The organism is Sphingobacterium mizutaii (assembly GCF_900187125.1).
Classification (GTDB): Bacteria; Bacteroidota; Bacteroidia; order Sphingobacteriales; family Sphingobacteriaceae; genus Sphingobacterium; species Sphingobacterium mizutaii.
This window is the reverse complement of the sequence record NZ_LT906468.1, coordinates 3,525,641-3,543,499: the sequence shown is the minus strand read 5'-3', so window position 1 is coordinate 3,543,499 and position 17,859 is coordinate 3,525,641. Positions and strand designations below refer to the sequence as shown.

Here is a 17,859-nt window from a genome sequence, read left to right as displayed (position 1 = left end):
TTTATTGCTTTACTATATTATTGGTTACAATTAGCGATTTATTAGGTAAGTAATTAATTGATAGTTGTTTAAGCAAATTAAGCTGTATAAAATAATGCAATAAAAAAGCTCTAATCAGTTAAAATTAGAGCTCTTTGTAAAAATGATTGTTGAATCTATTTAGTGTCTTTCTTTCCGAAGATAGAAATCTTAAGATATTTGCCTGGGTTCTCTTTAAGGTCTTTCACCAATTGGTCTAGACTCTCAGAAGCATTCGTCAAATTGTTATAAAGCTTTTCATCATGGATTAGCTGACTTAATGAACCTTCTCCTGAATTGATTTTCTTCGTGATTTCCACTACATCTTTCATAGCTTGGTTGGCATTGTCAACAGTTGCTTTGATCTCTGTTTTAGATAGGTCATCAGAAAGATTATCCAAATTCGCAAGGATGGAATTGATCTTTTCGTTGTTGTTTTTGAAGTTCATGGTAATGGACTCCATGTTGGCTAGGATTTTACTCAAGCGATTTTTCTCCGCACCCATTAATCCATCCACATCACCGGTAATCTTTTCAAGGTTCTTCAAGGATACAGAAATACTATGGATGCTGCTCTTGAAATCTCTCTGGAAGTTTTCATCCAATACTGAGTTGACTCCAGAAAGAACGGAATCCAATTTAACCACTAAGTTTTCGATTTTCTTCTGTAGGGGTTCTACCTTTTCCATCAAGTTGGCTTGCACATCCGATAACAAAGGATCACCGTTTCTAGCCATCGTGGTACTGTTTCCTAATTCAAAGACGATCGCTTTACTTCCCAATAAATCTGCGCTTACGATCCTTGCTACGGTATTAGATGGAATATCGTAATCATCATTGATCTTAAATTCAGTCCTGATTTTTCCGTTCGGTTGAAGGGTAAGTTTAGAAACGCGACCTATTTGGAATCCGCTGACCAAAACCGGTTTAGAAACCGCTAGCCCGTCCACGTTGTCATATTCTGTGTAAAAAGTATTTTCGCTGCTAAAAACATTGTTCCCTTTGAGGAAGCTATATCCTATAAATAAGATTGCTATAGCAACACTAGTTAATGCCCCGACTTTAGTTTCGTTAGATATTTTCAAAATTACCCTATTTAAGTATTACCACTCTGTTCTAACCGCCAATTTAAGAAAAAGTTTATTTTTCTATGCTTTTTCTGTAGGTATTTATGGCATTGAACAAATCGGTGACAATTGATTCTTGTCCAGCGGATGACATCATGAAGCGTTCTTCGTCTGGATTGGAAATAAATCCGATTTCGGTCAAGACGGCTGGCATACCAGCGGTTGCCAAAACTGCTAAAGATTGTTCTTTTACACCTCTATCGGTACGGCTAGATCCAGCAAATTGATCTTGCATGTAAGATGCAAGACGGATACTTTGCTCTCTAAACTTTCTTTTCATCAAAGAGAATACGATATAGGTTGAGGGGTCTTTAGGGTCAAAACCACCATAGTTTTCTTTGTAGTTTTCTTCCATTAGGATGGACGCGTTCTCACGGATCGCCACATCTTGGTCACCGGTACGGCTAAAACCTAGCACTAAAGTTTCAGTACCCTTTGCCGAGGTGTTCAGCACACGTTGGGTTACATAACGGCCACGGCTGTTCTTTACCCTGCGGCTACTTGCACCTCCAGAATTACAATGGATAGAAATAAAAAGGTCCGCATGGTGCTTGTTTGCCAATGCCGGACGTTCATATAATTTCGGATAAACATCCGTCGTACGCGTATAGACCACTTTGATCCCTGGGAATTCCTTTTGGATTTTCTTTCCCAATTTAAGAGCTACCTGTAGGGCGATATCTTTTTCTTTAGATTGTCTGCCTACAGCACCCGAATCATGCCCACCATGTCCAGGATCTAATACTATTGTCTTAAGTTTTCTAGGACTTCCACCTTGGTCGTTTTGTAAATCTACTGGTTTAAAACTCGCTAATACAACCACTGATATACAAGTCAGAACCAACCCAATTTTCCGAATCACGTTTTTCTTTTTTGTTGTCAATTTCTCCAATTTCTCCAATTTCTCCTAATCGTTTCTGTTTTCTATCAAATTCTATTCCTAATGCGCTACTGAATTCGATTTATATTGTTTGATGGCATCAACCAGATTACCCACGATTTCATTCTGGCCTGCTTCCGAAACCATGAACTTTTCTTCATCTGGGTTAGAAATAAAGCCGATTTCCGTCAATACCGCTGGCATTGCAGCCGAAGCTAAAACCGCCAAAGATAATTCTTGTACTCCACGGTTTGGACGGCCCTTTTTAACATATTCATTTTGGATATGAGTGGCAAATCTAATGCTCTTATCGCGATATGTTCTCTTCATTAAGGAGAAAATAATATAAGTAGACGGGTCATTCGGGTCAAATCCGCCATAATTTTCTTGATAGTTTTCTTCAAAAAGAATATCGGCATTTTCCCTTACCGCCACTTCCGATTCACCTCTTTGCAACCTGTTGAAACCACATACAAAAGTTTCCGTTCCACTAACACCAGGGTTTCTGATGGTACGGGTCGTGTAGCGACCATTCTTTCCTTTCACGCGACGGTCCGAATCAGCAGAGTTGCAGTGAATGGAGATAAAAAGGTCTGCATGGTTTTTATTAGCCAGGGCTGTTCTTTCGTGAAAAGGGACATCCACATCGGTCTCCCTAGTCAACATCGCCTTCACGCCAGGCATCTCTTTTTCAATCGCTTCTTTCAACCGTTTGCCCACCTGAAGGGTGATATCTTTTTCCACCGATATACGACCTTTAGCACCGGGTAGATTACCACCGTGCCCTGGATCAATAACGACTAATTTGAATGTTTTATTGGATTGAGAAGTTTGAGGAGGATTATTCTCTTGATTTTTCTTTTCAGAAGAACGAACAATACCACTTAATAAAACTAAGGGAAGAAGTACCGCTGCGAACGAAATTGATATTTTTATTGATTTATTGAAATTCATAGTTAACGTTATTATTTTAGTCCTATCAATAACATTGTAAATGTAAACTGTTAAATATGATTAACTTTTGAAAAACCTAATCGTTGTTATTGATTTTTGACTATTTTTGCCAACAAGAGTTTAAAATTAGCACAAAAATAACATTCATATTTCATTTTGAAGGCCTTAAGTTGTTTTTTCCTTTCCATTCTGTTTTTTTTTATTGGGATGTCTGTGCTACAGGCTCAGGTGGAGACCAATTCTCGCACTCAAAATGTTACAATAGACACCCTTCAAAGAGATACAATTCCGACCGATACCAGTAGAAATAACTTTAAAGAAGTAAATGGTCAGGATACCGTCCACATGAAAGATCAAGGTGGTTTGGAGACCGTTGTGACGATTTCTGCCAATGATTCTTCTTGGAACCAGGTCAGTAAAAACGTCCTACACTTATACAAAGGCGCCAAAGTAAAATACCAAGGCTTTGAATTAGCAGCAGATTATATCCGTTTGGATAGAAATACCAACGTCCTGTTTGCATCCGGAGTAATGGACCATAACGGCAAATACGTCGGTCGTCCGGTTGTGATCATGCCTGGTGAATCTCCAATTGCTGTAGACTCCCTTTTATACAATTATAAGACGCAAGTACCCAAAACCTTCGGTGTCATGACCGAAGTAGATGGAGGATATATTCAGGCCAAAGAGGTCAGGAAAAACATCTACGATGAAATGTCCCTCTATAAAGGGCTGTATTCTACCTGTAACTTGCCTTATCCACATACCCACTTTGGTATTCAGATCACCAAAGGGGTCATTACCCAGAAACAGATTATTGCCGGTCCATCTTATTTGGTGGTAGCGAATATTCCCATAAAATTCTTGGCCATCCCTTTTGGTTTTTTTCCTAAGCAGGACAAGAAGAGCTCGGGATTCTTATTTCCGTCCTTTGGGGAAGATGCCGCCAGAGGTTTTGCAATGCGTGACCTAGGTTGGTACCTTACATTCAATGATTACTGGGATTCAGAAATCAGGGGTACCTTGTACTCCAAAGGTACTTGGGAAGCTAATGTGCGGACCCAATACATGGTGAATTACAAATTCAACGGTAACTTCTCCCTGCAATATGGATCCTATGTTCAAGGGGTAGAGGGAACAGATAATTATGGTCGTGATAAAAACTTCCGTTTTACCTGGAACCACTCGCAGCGTCAAGAAGCAAATCCAGGAACATCATTCTCGGCATCGGTAAACTTCGGTTCCCGTAATGCCTACCGTAATGCCGCTACCACAGGAGGATATAATCCGCAACAGGCTATCAACAACAGCATGCGTTCCTCTGTGGCCTACGGAAAAGTATTTGCAGATGGCAAGGTGAATTTCACGGCAAATATGTCCCACGAACAAGACCTTTCGACAGGAGCCTTGACTTTGGATTTACCAACGATCAGTTTAAACGTGGCAACTTTTAACCCATTCGATTCCAAAGATCGTATCGGCGAACAAAAATGGTATCAGCGAATCACTGTAGGTTATAGCCTTCAAGGTCAAAACAGGATCGTAACGACTGACTCCCTATTGTTCAGAAAAGAATCACTGAAAAAATTTACCAATGGTATGCAACATAATATCCCGGTAAGTTTAAGCTTGAATGTGATGAAGTATTTCCAGTTCAATACTTCATTCAACTATACCGAACGTTGGTACCTACAATCTGTAAGGAACAGATTGGTAAACCAGCCGTATGGATTCGAAAGCGTAAAGGATACCCTTCAAGGCTTTAAACGTGCTTACGACTATTCGGTATCTTCAGGCCTATCGACCAAGATCTATGGCCAGATGAACAAGAAGATCGGTAAGATCGAAGCGATGCGCCATACCGTTACTCCGTCAATCAATGTGAACTACCGTCCGGATTTCTCGGATGAGCGTTATAGTTTCTATAGGGACTTTACTGACGAAAATGGGACTTATCGTAGATATTCTATTTTCGAAAATGCTATTTATGGAACCCCATCAGCTGGTAAATCCTTCGGAATCGGCTTCTCCGTGGATAATACCCTCGAGGCCAAGATCCGGAATGATAAAGACACCACGGGAACAGGGGTCAAAAAGGTTCCTATTATCCAAGGTCTGACCTTCAGTGGTAACTACAACGTCGCAGCAGACTCCCTGAAACTATCCCAGATTAGTTTCTCCGGCCGTACCGCTTTATTTGACAAAAAAGTAAATGTCAACTTCAACGGTAATTTCGATCCTTATACTTACGATAAATATACCGGTAACCGTATTGACCGTTTTGCGATCAAAGACGGAACACTAGCGCGATTGACCAACTTTGGTTTGTCCTTTGACTATAGTTTGAACCCAAAAGCAAACCAAAACAGAAGCGATAATATCGACTCCTTGAGAAGTTCAATGCCTAACCTGACTCCTGAACAGGCACAAGCCTTGGCAAGGATCAGTACCGACCCCAATGCATTCGTGGATTTCAATATTCCATGGAACTTGGCCGGGTCATTCAGCATGAACTATGCCCGTGTTTTCAGCCGCGAAAAGCAAAGAATGGAGACCAGACTGACCAGTACGGTAAACGTGCATGGTGATTTTAATGTGACTCCAAAATGGAAAGTCCAATTCAATACCGGCTATGACTTTGTGCAGAAAGAGGCGTCCATGACCCAGATCAGCATCTACAGAGACCTACACTGCTGGGATATGTCGGTCGGATGGGTCCCTTTCGGAACATATAAGAGTTACAATATTACCATACGTGCGAAAGCATCCATATTACAGGATTTAAAATTGACCAAAAGACAGAGTCACTATACATACTAAATAGCTGCTCTGCATAAAACTATATCTATGAAAGCTGAAATTATTACCATTGGTGATGAAATCTTGCTCGGACAGATAGTAGATACCAATTCTGCTTGGATAGCCCAAGAGCTATTCGCCCAGCAAATCCAAATACAACAAATCACGTCCATTACCGATCAGGAAAGCCATATCCTAGAAGCATTGCATGATGCAGCCAGCAGGGCTGATATTATCATCTGTACAGGCGGGTTAGGGCCAACCAAAGATGATGTGACCAAATATACGGCCGCAAAATACTTTAATACCACTTTGGTCCACAATCCCGAGGTGATGGAACATGTCCAACAGATCTTCCATCGATTCGGACGTACCATGCCCGAGATCAATAAGGGGCAGGCAGAGGTCTTGGCCATTGCCGATGTCCTCTTCAATGATTGGGGAACTGCCCCTGGTATGTGGGTAGAAAAGGACGGCAAGGTCTATGTGTTCCTTCCGGGGGTTCCCTTTGAAATGAAGAACCTAATGACCTATCGAGTCCTTCCTAAATTAAGGGATTATAAAACCGAAGAAAAGGTAGTCAATAAATATATCCTGACGGTTGGAGTAGGGGAATCCCATTTAGCCGAACATATTGCAGAAATTGAAGACCAATTTCCGCCTCATATCCATTTGGCATATTTACCCAAGATTGGTCTCGTGCGATTGAGGCTGACTGCAACAGGAACCAATCTCGATAAGCTCGAAGAGGAAGCCGAAGGTTGGAAGGATAAATTAGTCGATCGAATAGGAAATGCAGTGGTGGCTACCGAAGACGTCAGCTTTGAGGAAGTCATTGTCCAGGCATTCGCTGAAAGGGGGAAGACCCTTGCGACTGCGGAAAGCTGTACTGGCGGTAATATCGCCAGGCTGATCACTGAAATACCGGGTTCTAGCAAAATGTTCCAAGGTGCTGTCGTAGCTTATGCCAATGAAGTCAAGATGCATGTGCTAGGGGTACAGGAAGAAACTTTGATAGCACATGGCGCCGTGAGCGAAGAGACCGTTATCCAAATGGCAAAGGGTGTTCAGCAAAAGTTAAATGTAGATTATGCGATTGCAACCAGTGGCATCGCAGGACCCGATGGGGGCAGTGCAGAGAAACCAGTTGGCACGGTTTGGGTAGCTATAGCGGGTCCGAATGAAGTAAAAACCAAGTTGTTTCACTTCCACCATGATCGCTTGATTAACATAGAACGCACTACTGCTCAGGCATTACTGTTGCTATGGAACTTATTTCAACAAGAATCGGAATTTTAACAGAACGATATTTTGTTAAATATATATGATAAAATATTTAATTTTGTTCACTTGTCAAGTAAGTATTAATAATTAACTTAGTAATCTAACAATCCAAATAATAATAGATGGCAATATATAAACTTTTGTTACCTAAGATGGGGGAGAGCGTATCTGAAGCGACTCTGACCAAATGGGTAAAGCAGGTTGGGGAGCATATTGATGAGGATGATGCAGTCGTAGAACTTGCTACCGATAAGGTCGATTCTGAAGTTCCATCGCCAGTATCTGGTATTCTTAAAGAAAGATTGTTCGAAGAAAATCAGGTGGTTCAAGTCGGTGATGTCATTGCATTGATTGAAATTGAAGGACCTGAAATTGAAAACCAAGAGCCACAATCTACCTCCCAAGAAGAGGATCATAAAAGCTCAGATACTCCTATTGATTCTCCAAGCGAATCCGATGTTTACCAAAAGGTAGTCACGAATGTCGAATTACCGCCAATAGAAATCCCAGAAGAGGATATCCCAGGTATTGATCAGGTTCAGGATAAAAATATTCAGATTGAACCTAACCATCAGGAGATCCATTCCGGAATCCGCTTTTATTCCCCATTGGTAAGAAATATAGCCCAACAAGAGGGTATCTCCCAAAAAGAGCTGGACAGTATTCCAGGCACTGGGGGCGAAGGCCGTGTGACCAAACAAGATATCTTGAATTACCTGGAAAAGAACAAAGGTGTTCAAATACCAAAACCTGCTCAACCAGCTTCTGAAGAAAGGCCTCAGCCTAAAGTTGAAGAACCTCAAACTCCAGCCGCTCAAGTAGTGAAAAGCAGTACTGGAGATTCTGAAATCATTGAAATGGATCGCATGCGTAGGCTGATTTCCGATCACATGGTAAACAGTGTCAAGACCTCTCCACATGTTTTCTCGGTTGTTGAGGCTGATGTTACCAATCTGGTGAATTGGAGAAATAAAGTAAAAGGCGCCTATAAGAAAACTGAAGGTGAGAACATCACCTTTACGCCATTGTTCATCGAAGCTATCGCCAAGGCAATCAAAGATTTCCCAATGGTGAATGTTTCTGTAGATGGTTATAATATTATCCGTAAAAAGAACATCAATATCGGAATGGCCACTGCATTGCCTTCTGGAAATCTGATCGTTCCGGTAATCAAGAACGTAGATCAACTGAGCTTAACCGGAATCTCTAGGTCCGTGAATGACTTGGCTAACCGTTCTCGTGCTAATAAGCTTAAACCAGACGATACCCAAGGTGGTACTTTTACCTTCACCAATATCGGTGCATTTGGAAATATCTTCGGCATGCCGATCATCAACCAACCTCAAGCAGCTATCCTAGCCGTAGGGACGATCAAAAAGAAACCTGCAGTTCTGGAGACCGAATTCGGTGATGTCATTGCAGTACGCCATATGATGTACATTTCCATGTCTTATGACCATCGTGTTATTGATGGTGCATTGGGTGGGCAGTTCATCCGACGTGTGGCGGATTATTTAGAAAATTGGGACTCTGAAAGAGTTATCTAATCCATAATAAAACAAAAACGCTCATCATCCGATGAGCGTTTTTGTTTTATCCATTTATCATAGCCTGATGCATCGGCAATTTCATCATCACCATATAGCGGTATCTGAAATATAGTAATATCGAGGAGGTCAATAGGCCCAAGGTTAAACCATACCATATCCCTTTAACTCCAATGTTCAATTCAATTCCTAAGAAATAGGCTGTCGGTAAACCGATCACCCAGTATGCAAAGAAGGTAATGAAAGTAGGGGAATTCACATCGCCCATACCCCGTAATGTTCCAAGACCTACCACTTGGGTACCATCAAATATTTGGAACATACCTGCAATGATCAATAACTGTGAAGCCATAACCACCACTTCATGATCCTTGCTGATAATGTATGGTAGGTACTGATTGAACACAGCAAAAATAATCGCACAGATAACCATGAAAATCAATACCAAATGGTAAGACACGGTTGCGAACTTCTGTAATCGGAAGAAGTTTTTGTTTCCATAGGCATTGCCCACTTTGATGGTAGCCGCAGATGCAATTCCACTTGCCATCATATAGGTCATTGCCGCCAATGTTATCGCCGTCTGGTGAGCTGCCTGCTCTATTGCACCGATTTTACCTGCGATCAGCGCCGCACCTGCAAATGCTCCGATTTCAAATACATATTGCATTGCCACAGGACCACCTATCTTGAAAATCTGTTTTATTCTAATAAAGTCAATAAACTTAACCGAGAAATGGTCAATATAGCGCTTGAAGTTTTTCGATTTCAATACATACCAAGCCATCACGATCATCATCAAGATGCGGTCCACCAAGGTCGCAATACCCACACCACGTACGCCCATCGGTTCGATTCCGAACATCCCTTTCACTAGGATTACAGCAATGATTACGTTCAGCACGTTCCCCCAGATGGTTATGTTCATCGCCTGTTTGGTGAATCCCAAACCTTCAGCAAACTGTTTAAAGGTATTGAAGATCATTAAGGGCATGATAGAAAGACTCAAGATCAACAGATATGGCTTTGCAGTCTCTACCACCTCAGGGTCCTGATCGGCATGCTCCATGGCAAACATAGATCCATAAAAAACAAATAGGAACAGGAGGATGGCTGATACAATGTTCAACCAAAAACTATTGGATAGTAATTTTGCACATTCCTTATAATTCTGCCTGCCGTTTTCTTGGGCAATCAGCGGAGTCAAGCCGTAAGCTATCCCCAATCCAATCACCAGCACTACCATAAATACAGAGTGCACCAAGGAAACCGCTGCTAATGGGATGGTCCCTGCGAAGTGACCTACAATAATGGTATCTGCTGTTTGCACCAAGGTATGACCCAATTGTGATATCACAACCGGACCCGCTAAAGCCATCGTACTTAAGTAATAAATTTTGTTGGATTTGATATTCTGCAGCATATACGAAAAAAGTAAAGAGCACAAAGGTACGAGTTAAAACTTGCTTAGCGAATCATGTTTGGGTTAACTTTTTGTTTCTAAATATTTACATCAAAAAATTGCTGAAAAAAAATAATAGACTTACCTTAGCTTATTAACAATTAATAAAGTAGAGATGAATTTAGCGTTTTTGAACATTGGTACCCAGGAGATGATGCTTATTATTTTAGTTGCATTATTACTTTTTGGTGGCAAGAAATTACCAGAATTGGCTAGAGGACTGGGGCGCGGTATCCGGGAATTTAAAGATGCTTCTGAGGGGATTAAGAGAGAGATTTCAGATCAGATCAATAACTTCGAAAAAGAAATTGACGATATAAAAACAGATATTGATAAAGAGCCTGAAACAAAAAAACCAGCTGCAACACCTATTCAAGACTTTGAACAGGCCAATGCAGCTACAGAAACTGAGGAAGTGCCCGAAGAAGCTGTAGTAGAGAAAAAAGTTCCTCAATTTACAGCTCCTGCAGGAACGTATGAGCATAAGCCATACAGCACGCCAACCCAAGACGATTACTATAGCTACGGTTATAATGACCATTTTGGAAGCAATGACAGCCCAGCTGCTGATGACAACCAAGCAGTAGCGAACTCAACTGAAACTCCTGAACCTGAAGTTGAGCAAAATCCATTAGAAGAGAATAATTCTAAGAAAGCCTAAAACAATTAAGAATTCTATATCGATAAGCTGTTGGAATCCATTCAACAGCTTTGTTTTTTCATTTTAAAATATTTTATGAGTACATCCCACGAGATTATCGTATCGAAAGAATTGTCGATTAGCGAGAAACAAGTGCATACCACCATCAGCCTATTGGATGAAGGTGCAACAGTTCCTTTTATTTCCAGATACCGCAAGGAACTGACCGGAAGCTTGGATGAAGTGCAGATTACCGCCATCCGTGATCGCATGCAGCAATTGAGAGACTTGGACAAACGTAAGGAAGCCGTCCTGAAGTCGATCGCTGAACAAGGTAAACTTACTCCGGAACTTGAAATCCAAGTGAAATCTGCCGAAACCATGGCGGCATTGGAAGATATCTACCTGCCTTACAAACCTAAGCGTAAAACTAGAGCTTCTGCTGCCCGTGAAAAAGGATTGCAGCCTCTTGCCGATCTTTTGCTAAGCCAAGATAAGTTGGATGTGGAGTCTAACGCAGCTTCTTATATTGATGCAGAAAAAGGCGTGGCTTCCATGGAAGAAGCCCTTGCTGGCGCTCGTGATATTATCGCAGAACAAATCGCTGAAGATGCAGAGGTGCGTGCTCATGCCCGTAAGACTTTGCTAAACAAGGGACAGTTCGTCTCTCGTGTTGTTCCGGGCAAAGAAGAAGCAGCATTGAAATATAAAGATTATTTTGAATGGTCGGAATCTTTGAAAGATGCGCCTTCGCACCGGGTATTGGCAATGCGAAGAGGGGAAAAGGAAGAGTTATTGTACTTGGATATCGATGTCGCTGAAACGGATATGGTTCCAGGGATTGAGAAGCTTTATATCAAAGGAAATAATGATGCCAGCAAGCAAGTGTCCTTGGCGCTATCCGATAGCTACAAACGCCTGCTAAAGCCTTCTATGGAAACAGAGATCCGCGTCTTGACCAGACAGAAAGCGGATGAAGAAGCCATTAAGGTTTTTGCCGATAATGTTCGTCAATTACTATTGGCGGCACCGCTTGGGCAAAAGAGATTGTTGGCGATTGACCCCGGCTTTAGAACGGGCTGTAAGACGGTCGTGTTGGATGCACAGGGAAACCTGTTGGAAAATACAGCTATCTTCCCACACAATGGCGCTGGCGGACAGGCTGAAGCTGAGCGTATCATCAAAAGATTGATCTCTTCCCATGATATCGAAGCCATTGCTATTGGGAATGGTACAGCGGGTCGCGAAACGGAAGATTTTATCCGTAAAATGAACATGCCTGGTGCTACTATCGTGATGGTGAATGAAAGTGGAGCATCTATCTATTCTGCTTCAGAAGTGGCAAGGGAGGAATTCCCTGACCATGATGTAACAGTAAGGGGTGCAGTTTCCATTGGTAGGAGATTAATGGACCCATTGGCTGAATTGGTAAAGATCGATCCTAAGTCAATCGGTGTTGGCCAATACCAGCATGATGTAGATCAAAATAAATTGCAGTCAGCACTTGATGATACCGTGATGTCCTGTGTGAACTCGGTAGGTGTGGAGCTGAATACAGCGTCCAAGCAGATCCTTTCCTATATCTCTGGATTAGGTCCTGCACTGGCGCAACAGATTGTCAATTATAGAAAGGAAAATGGACCTTTCAGTTCTCGTAGAGAATTGAAAAAAGTGCCTAGGTTAGGGGATAAGGCTTTCGAGCAGGCGGCTGGATTCTTGCGTATCCGCAATGCTGACCATCCTTTGGATGCTTCGGCTGTTCACCCTGAGCGTTATGCCTTGGTCGAGCAAATGGCGAAAGATATCAATGTATCTATCCAAGACTTGATGAAAGATGATCAGGTAAGAAAGCGTGTCGATCTGAAGAAATATATTTCTGATGAGGTAGGATTGCCTACGCTAAACGATATCATGGCTGAATTAGCTAAACCAGGATTAGACCCACGTGAGAAATTTGAAGCTTTCTCTTTTACCGAAGGTGTCAATAAAGTTTCAGATCTGAAGATCGGTATGAAACTGCCGGGTATCGTAACGAATATCACCAATTTTGGAGCATTCGTCGATATTGGCGTTCACCAAGATGGTTTGGTACATCTGAGCCAATTGGCTAACCACTTTGTTTCCGACCCACATGAGGTCGTAAAAGTTCAACAGCAAGTGACCGTAACGGTGACTGAAGTGGATGAGAAAAGAAACCGAATCAGTCTGACGATGAAAACTGAGGAAAAAACGCCTAGGAAACAGTCGGAAAAACGATTTGATAAAAGATCGGATAAACGTCAGGACCGAGCTCCTGAAACCGACATGGCAGCCAAATTGGCTGCACTGGCAAGCAAGTTTAAATAATAAAAACAAAAGGGCGTTTATCGCCCTTTTGTTTTTATCGACAACATCATCTTCTCGATTTCATATATCTTGAAAAAATGAATATCTTAATTCCATGACTATACAAGAATTTAATTCCACCTTGAAAGACCCGCAACCTAATCCTAACTGGGAGGTACAGATCCAAGCGCTATGGTATGACGCGAAAGGAGATTGGAAAAAAGCCCATGATTTGATCGATCATCTGAATGATAAGGTATCGGCTCATGTGCATGCTTATCTCCACCGCGTGGAGGGTGATCTATGGAATGCAAGGTATTGGTACAACCGTGCAAAGCAACCTGAGTTTACTGGAAGCCTGGAGGAGGAACATAACCAGCTTTTGGAACTTTACCTTGGCTAGTATTATTGCTGCTATCTGAGGAGTTCCTGATGCTGTCCTGCGGAATGTTAGGGATCGATGGGATACTGTCACGCTTTGGCTTCCAGGTCCACATCTTTCTCCAAAACTCGCCAAGGGTATTAAACTCTTGACGGTATACCAATCCAACCGCATTGATGTAGTCATCGGTAGGTGTAAATAGAATATTTCTCGTGTTCAATCGATTATAGGCCCTAAACATCAAACTTCCATCCCTTCTGATCTTATAGGTCAATTCCGCATCGGTTGCCACTTGGTTCGAGAAAAAGGTCAGGTCGGTGGTCTGTATGTTCCTGCGGTCCACGATTCCCCCTGTCAGTACCAATCGGTCATCGAAGAAGCGGAATGAGGCCGAGGCATCGTTTAGCGATCGGATATTGAAATCCAAGAAATTGATCCTTAGGGATTGCGCCAAAATATTGTTCAACTGGTTAAAGGCTATTTCCGTTCCGGCAGATAATAGGGTATTGTTCACCTCTCTACCGATTTCACCGGAGTTTCCAGTTGTAAAACTTCTGCGGATAATCAAACTCAATGCCTGTTGGTTAACGTTATTGGCATCACTGAAGTAAGCCTGAAGCTCATCCTTGACGTATGGTGTTTGTGGGAAGTTCAAGTCAAAAGAAACATCGGGTTGGCTTAAGGTCCCCTTGATGATCATGTCTGCTTGCGCCAATACTCTTTCGTCAGTCCCTGCACGCCCGGCCGCATTGTATAGGTCGCCAATGGAGGTTCGTTGTTGGTAAACTGCCGTAATATTGACGGTTGCTCCAGAAGGAGAACCCGTCCAGCGAATCGTTCCGCCTTGCTTGATGTCGAAATATTTATTGATGAAATCCTGCGCCGTAAAGTGGAATTTCCCTGAATTGATCGCATAATCCCCAAACATCTCAAAGTCACCTAAACTGGAAACCTTCAAACTGATCTCTCCAGTTCCCGTACCTTTCAGCGAGCCAATGTCGGTTTGCAAATTAACCTCTGCGCTTGGCGTCAATTCCAGGTCCATGTTCATCGTCATGCCCTTAAGGAAATATCGGTTTGCGTTTTCCTTGTTTACCGTTGAATCTTTACTCACGAAGTAGATAAAGTCACTTTCTGAAACGGTCATTGCGGTATTGAAAGGGATGCTGATTACCGTATTGTCTTCGGATCTTGCTTTGATATTAATGTCTATCGCTGAGGTATAGCCTTTAAACTGGTATGTTCCTGTAGCGTATGCAGTACCATAATACAAATTATTGTCCTTGTAGGTCGTGTTCAGGATCATGACGTTATTCGTCGCGACATTGACATCGATATAAGGATTGCTCAGTTGAGATAGGTTAACCACACCACCTGCCACTGCCTGATGTCCCTTGGAATCCGTAAAGGTCAAATTATTCATCATGACCGCATTTTTATCAATCATCACGGACTGATTGTTCAGGTTATAGGTGGTTTTAAGATAATTGACCTTAAAGGATGCACTTTCTATTTTTGCTGTACCATTGATCTGCGGATTTTGAAGTGTCCCTGTGATTTGTAGGTCGGCATCCATCTTTCCTTCCAGATCCGAAGCCAATGTGCGGATAAAAGGCTGGAACAAGATCAGTTCCGTTTGGTTCAGGTTTCCTTTTAGATTAATGGCTTGCTCACCCGATACGACCTGATAGGTGCCGTTCAAAGTCAAGCCTCTTTTTCGATCATCTAATAATTGGAAATCCAGATTCGCTACTTTGGATTCCGGATCAAAATCGGCCAAAAGGACCAATTGTCCAATCGGAATTTGATTCCATACCAATGGTGTAGTCGTAACGTTTGCTGAGAGATAGGGTTTTTTGAAAATGGAATGTAATTCAATATTTCCATTCAATTCACCATCCAAATGTACCCCCATTGGCTTGGTAACCGTTTCCAAGGAATGCAGGTTGAACCTTTCGAAGCGGATGTCCAGCTTATCGTCCTCATTGGATAGTATTCCATTGAATTCCACGCGCTGGTTTACTTGGGAAGCAATTAAGTTATTTAAATAGAATTTCCCTTTGGAAACCCGCATTTCAGCGTCTTTGTTGAAAGCCCAAGGTTCATAATTCACCACGATCGTGGACTCCTCAAATCGGATATAAGCGGGTTTATTGTGAGCGAAGTGAATGTTACCATTCAAGCGCATATAATTCTTTTCGGTTTCCTCCGCACCTTTGATGTTGAATAAAAGGCTGTCCTTGGAAAGCACATTGTTGATCTCTACATTATTGACAAAAACAGAGTCTGTCAAAAAGACCTTATCTGCTTTTAGGTTTAAGGAGAAGGCATGCTCATCGGCAATTTCATCAATGCTTAAATTCTGAAGATTAACTCCTTGATATTTTACAAACGGGCTAAAGGCATTGAATTGTGCCGTAAAATCTTCAGAATTAAAATGCGCTTCCAATGTGGCTCCATCTTCAAGGGTTAAGGTTGGATCCAAGAAAGCCGATACTGGTTCAAAAGACTTGATATTGAGTTCCAGATCAAAAATCTGTGGATTGTAGCTTTCGGTTTCCAAGCCAATGGCAGGCGCATATTTCATGGCTAGAGCCTTGAAATAGGGTACAAGGGTGTTCAAATCGATTACGCCTTTCATCTCCCCATCCATCACATTGGATTTTAGGGTCAAGAGCCTGTCTGTTTCATTCCCTTCAGCCGCAAAGAACACATCATCGATGCTGAATTTCCCCTTACTGGTCTGCATGGAGATCTGATTGGCTCTTAGATCACCATTCAAATTGTTCAAGTTATTTCCTGTAAGGTGCGTGCTGATATTGGAATCATAGATAATGATGCTATCCTTATTGACCAAGCCTAATTTTTTCAGGTTGATTTGATCGACCTGGGCGTCTACATTGTAAATATTGAATTCTCCGCTCAGGTTGATCTTTGAATCATAGGCTAAGGCAATATTCGGATCGCTGATATGGCCATTCATCTCAATCTGCTCTTCAAATAGAAAGGCATCAACCGATACACTATCGTATTGGTAGTTGTTGAGCTGGAATCTTCGCAAATCGCCAATGATATTCAATTGAATTTCTTTGAAATCTAGGTTTTGGCCATCAAACTCCAAGTTAAAAGCTGAATTCTTGATGGTATTGCTGTTGATCAGGTTCCCGATCTGAAACTCCTCGGATTTCATGTTCCCAGCATACTGGATATTCTTTTGGATATCAATTTTACTGTTGGTTTCGATCTTTCCTAATTCCGTGTTGAAGGTTCCTTCCACATCAAATAAATTGTATAATCCTTTGAAGGAACCTGCAAAATTGATCAGTCCCAATCGATGGAGTTGCTCAGGCAAAGCGAAGGAACTCTGGTTCGACAGTTCAGGGACCAACTTTTCCACATCCGAAGCACTGGTCCGCAGTTGGTCGGCTTGGAAATCAAAAATGGTCTTATTGATATCGGGGAGACCCTTGATACTGAAATCTCCAACTAACCTCGTTTCTTCACCGGTTTGGATATCGGCATCTTTCACAGACATATTGGCGACCGTACCCTTTACTTCTCCTTGGTTTACCTTGGCCTTGAACTTGACAAATTTCATGTCTGGAGCAAAGTATTCAATATCTTTGGAATCAACGAATACATTGTGCATGCTGGACTCGATCTGGACCTTCTTGACGAAATCGCCAAAGTCCCCAAAATCTTTATAGCTGAATTTTAAGTGTCTTCCCAAAGTGGAATTGTTGGTGATTAGGCGCAACTGCTCAAATTCCATGGATTTATCCCTGACAAAAGCATCTGCACTTAGTTCCCGAACGATAAAACCTGATTTCTCCTGGAAGGTCAACTTCTTGATCTTGGCCTTTATCGAGCTGCTATCCTGTTCTATATTCCTGAAATTACCGGATAGATGGGTCAGTTCTATATCTGAAAAATCTACCCCTCGGCTATGGTGCTTTTGGGTATGGTTAATAATCTTGACATGGTTGTCAACCAGATTCAGGGCATATAATTTCAGCTCCATTTTTTTCTTTGGACCTGTTTTCTTTTTCTTTTTGGGACTGAAATAGTCTATCAGGAATTTGATGTTCGAACTGTCTTTGTAGACCTGGAAATCCACATAAGCACTTTCAATATTCAGTTTTTCAATGACGATCTTATCCTGGAAAAAATCAGTTAGGATAAGATCTGCATTTAATTTTTTTGCAGAAAGAATGGGATTCCCATCTTGGTCCGAAAGGTTGAAATCATATAGATTCAGTTCGGAGAAAGGCTTAAAGTAAATGCTGCCAATTTCTACTTTGGCATTGAGTTCTTTAGAAAGGTATTTAGCCACTTTTTTAGTGACAAATGTTTGAACAGATGAAAATTGTAAAGAGAATAAAATCACCGACAGCAGAGCAAGGATGCTGAGCAGGCTAATAAGCGTTATTTTAAGTATTTT

11 protein-coding genes are annotated in these 17,859 nt (G+C 41.8%); 6 read left to right on the top strand and 5 right to left on the bottom strand.

Going from position 1 to position 17,859, the window contains the following annotated elements:
- Positions 1 to 155: 155 nt before the first annotated feature.
- From CKW03_RS15305 to CKW03_RS15295, 3 genes are all read right to left on the bottom strand, one after another.
- Positions 156 to 1,103, bottom strand: coding sequence for an MlaD family protein (locus CKW03_RS15305; protein WP_093098420.1), 948 nt, complete (start codon positions 1,101 to 1,103; stop codon positions 156 to 158).
- Positions 1,104 to 1,158: 55 nt separating this feature from the next.
- The gene (locus tag CKW03_RS15300; RefSeq protein WP_236736501.1) at positions 1,159 to 2,007 is read right to left on the bottom strand and encodes an N-acetylmuramoyl-L-alanine amidase family protein; all 849 of its coding nucleotides are present in this window, start codon (positions 2,005 to 2,007) and stop codon (positions 1,159 to 1,161) included.
- A gap of 78 nt (positions 2,008 to 2,085) precedes the next feature.
- The gene (locus tag CKW03_RS15295) at positions 2,086 to 2,979 is read right to left on the bottom strand and encodes an N-acetylmuramoyl-L-alanine amidase family protein (RefSeq protein WP_093098418.1); all 894 of its coding nucleotides are present in this window, start codon (positions 2,977 to 2,979) and stop codon (positions 2,086 to 2,088) included.
- A gap of 207 nt (positions 2,980 to 3,186) precedes the next feature.
- Here CKW03_RS15295 and CKW03_RS15290 point away from each other — a divergent pair, with 207 nt between their 5' ends.
- From CKW03_RS15290 to CKW03_RS15280, 3 genes are all read left to right on the top strand, one after another.
- Positions 3,187 to 5,799 carry a putative LPS assembly protein LptD gene (locus CKW03_RS15290; RefSeq protein ID WP_236736500.1) on the top strand — a complete coding sequence of 871 codons (2,613 nt, stop codon included), beginning with the start codon at positions 3,187 to 3,189 and terminating at the stop codon, positions 5,797 to 5,799.
- A gap of 27 nt (positions 5,800 to 5,826) precedes the next feature.
- Positions 5,827 to 7,077 (top strand): competence/damage-inducible protein A, encoded by a 1,251-nt coding sequence (locus CKW03_RS15285; protein WP_093098416.1) that lies wholly within the window; start codon positions 5,827 to 5,829, stop codon positions 7,075 to 7,077.
- A gap of 107 nt (positions 7,078 to 7,184) precedes the next feature.
- Positions 7,185 to 8,609: a dihydrolipoamide acetyltransferase family protein gene (locus tag CKW03_RS15280; RefSeq protein WP_093098415.1), complete on the top strand. Its 1,425-nt coding sequence runs from the start codon at positions 7,185 to 7,187 to the stop codon at positions 8,607 to 8,609.
- A gap of 46 nt (positions 8,610 to 8,655) precedes the next feature.
- Here the strand turns inward: CKW03_RS15280 and CKW03_RS15275 are convergent, their stop codons facing one another.
- Complete coding sequence (locus tag CKW03_RS15275) at positions 8,656 to 10,032, bottom strand: MATE family efflux transporter (protein WP_093098413.1); 1,377 nt, start codon at positions 10,030 to 10,032, stop codon at positions 8,656 to 8,658.
- 154 nt (positions 10,033 to 10,186) lie between these two features.
- On the opposite strand from CKW03_RS15275, the gene CKW03_RS15270 reads away from it, so the two are divergent.
- The 3 genes from CKW03_RS15270 to CKW03_RS15260 all read left to right on the top strand — a co-directional run bounded on the left by CKW03_RS15270 (position 10,187) and on the right by CKW03_RS15260 (position 13,439).
- A complete protein-coding gene (locus tag CKW03_RS15270) occupies positions 10,187 to 10,732 on the top strand; it encodes a Sec-independent protein translocase subunit TatA/TatB (RefSeq protein ID WP_093098412.1) in 546 nt (181 codons plus the stop codon).
- 75 nt (positions 10,733 to 10,807) lie between these two features.
- Positions 10,808 to 13,057 (top strand): Tex family protein, encoded by a 2,250-nt coding sequence (locus CKW03_RS15265; RefSeq protein ID WP_093098411.1) that lies wholly within the window; start codon positions 10,808 to 10,810, stop codon positions 13,055 to 13,057.
- 94 nt (positions 13,058 to 13,151) lie between these two features.
- Positions 13,152 to 13,439 (top strand): hypothetical protein, encoded by a 288-nt coding sequence (locus tag CKW03_RS15260; RefSeq protein WP_093098409.1) that lies wholly within the window; start codon positions 13,152 to 13,154, stop codon positions 13,437 to 13,439.
- Here the strand turns inward: CKW03_RS15260 and CKW03_RS15255 are convergent.
- Positions 13,384 to 17,856 carry a translocation/assembly module TamB domain-containing protein gene (locus tag CKW03_RS15255; protein WP_445009324.1) on the bottom strand — a complete coding sequence of 1,491 codons (4,473 nt, stop codon included), beginning with the start codon at positions 17,854 to 17,856 and terminating at the stop codon, positions 13,384 to 13,386. The genes CKW03_RS15260 and CKW03_RS15255 overlap by 56 nt on opposite strands.
- Positions 17,857 to 17,859: the final 3 nt, after the last annotated feature.

Coding starts and splice junctions, on each gene's coding strand:
- CKW03_RS15295 (WP_093098418.1), bottom strand. CDS start 2,979: ATGAATTTCAATAAATCAATAAAAATATCAATTTCGTTCGCAGCGGTA.
- CKW03_RS15290 (WP_236736500.1), top strand. CDS start 3,187: ATGTCTGTGCTACAGGCTCAGGTGGAGACCAATTCTCGCACTCAAAAT.
- CKW03_RS15285 (WP_093098416.1), top strand. CDS start 5,827: ATGAAAGCTGAAATTATTACCATTGGTGATGAAATCTTGCTCGGACAG.
- CKW03_RS15280 (WP_093098415.1), top strand. CDS start 7,185: ATGGCAATATATAAACTTTTGTTACCTAAGATGGGGGAGAGCGTATCT.
- CKW03_RS15275 (WP_093098413.1), bottom strand. CDS start 10,032: ATGCTGCAGAATATCAAATCCAACAAAATTTATTACTTAAGTACGATG.
- CKW03_RS15270 (WP_093098412.1), top strand. CDS start 10,187: ATGAATTTAGCGTTTTTGAACATTGGTACCCAGGAGATGATGCTTATT.
- CKW03_RS15265 (WP_093098411.1), top strand. CDS start 10,808: ATGAGTACATCCCACGAGATTATCGTATCGAAAGAATTGTCGATTAGC.
- CKW03_RS15260 (WP_093098409.1), top strand. CDS start 13,152: ATGACTATACAAGAATTTAATTCCACCTTGAAAGACCCGCAACCTAAT.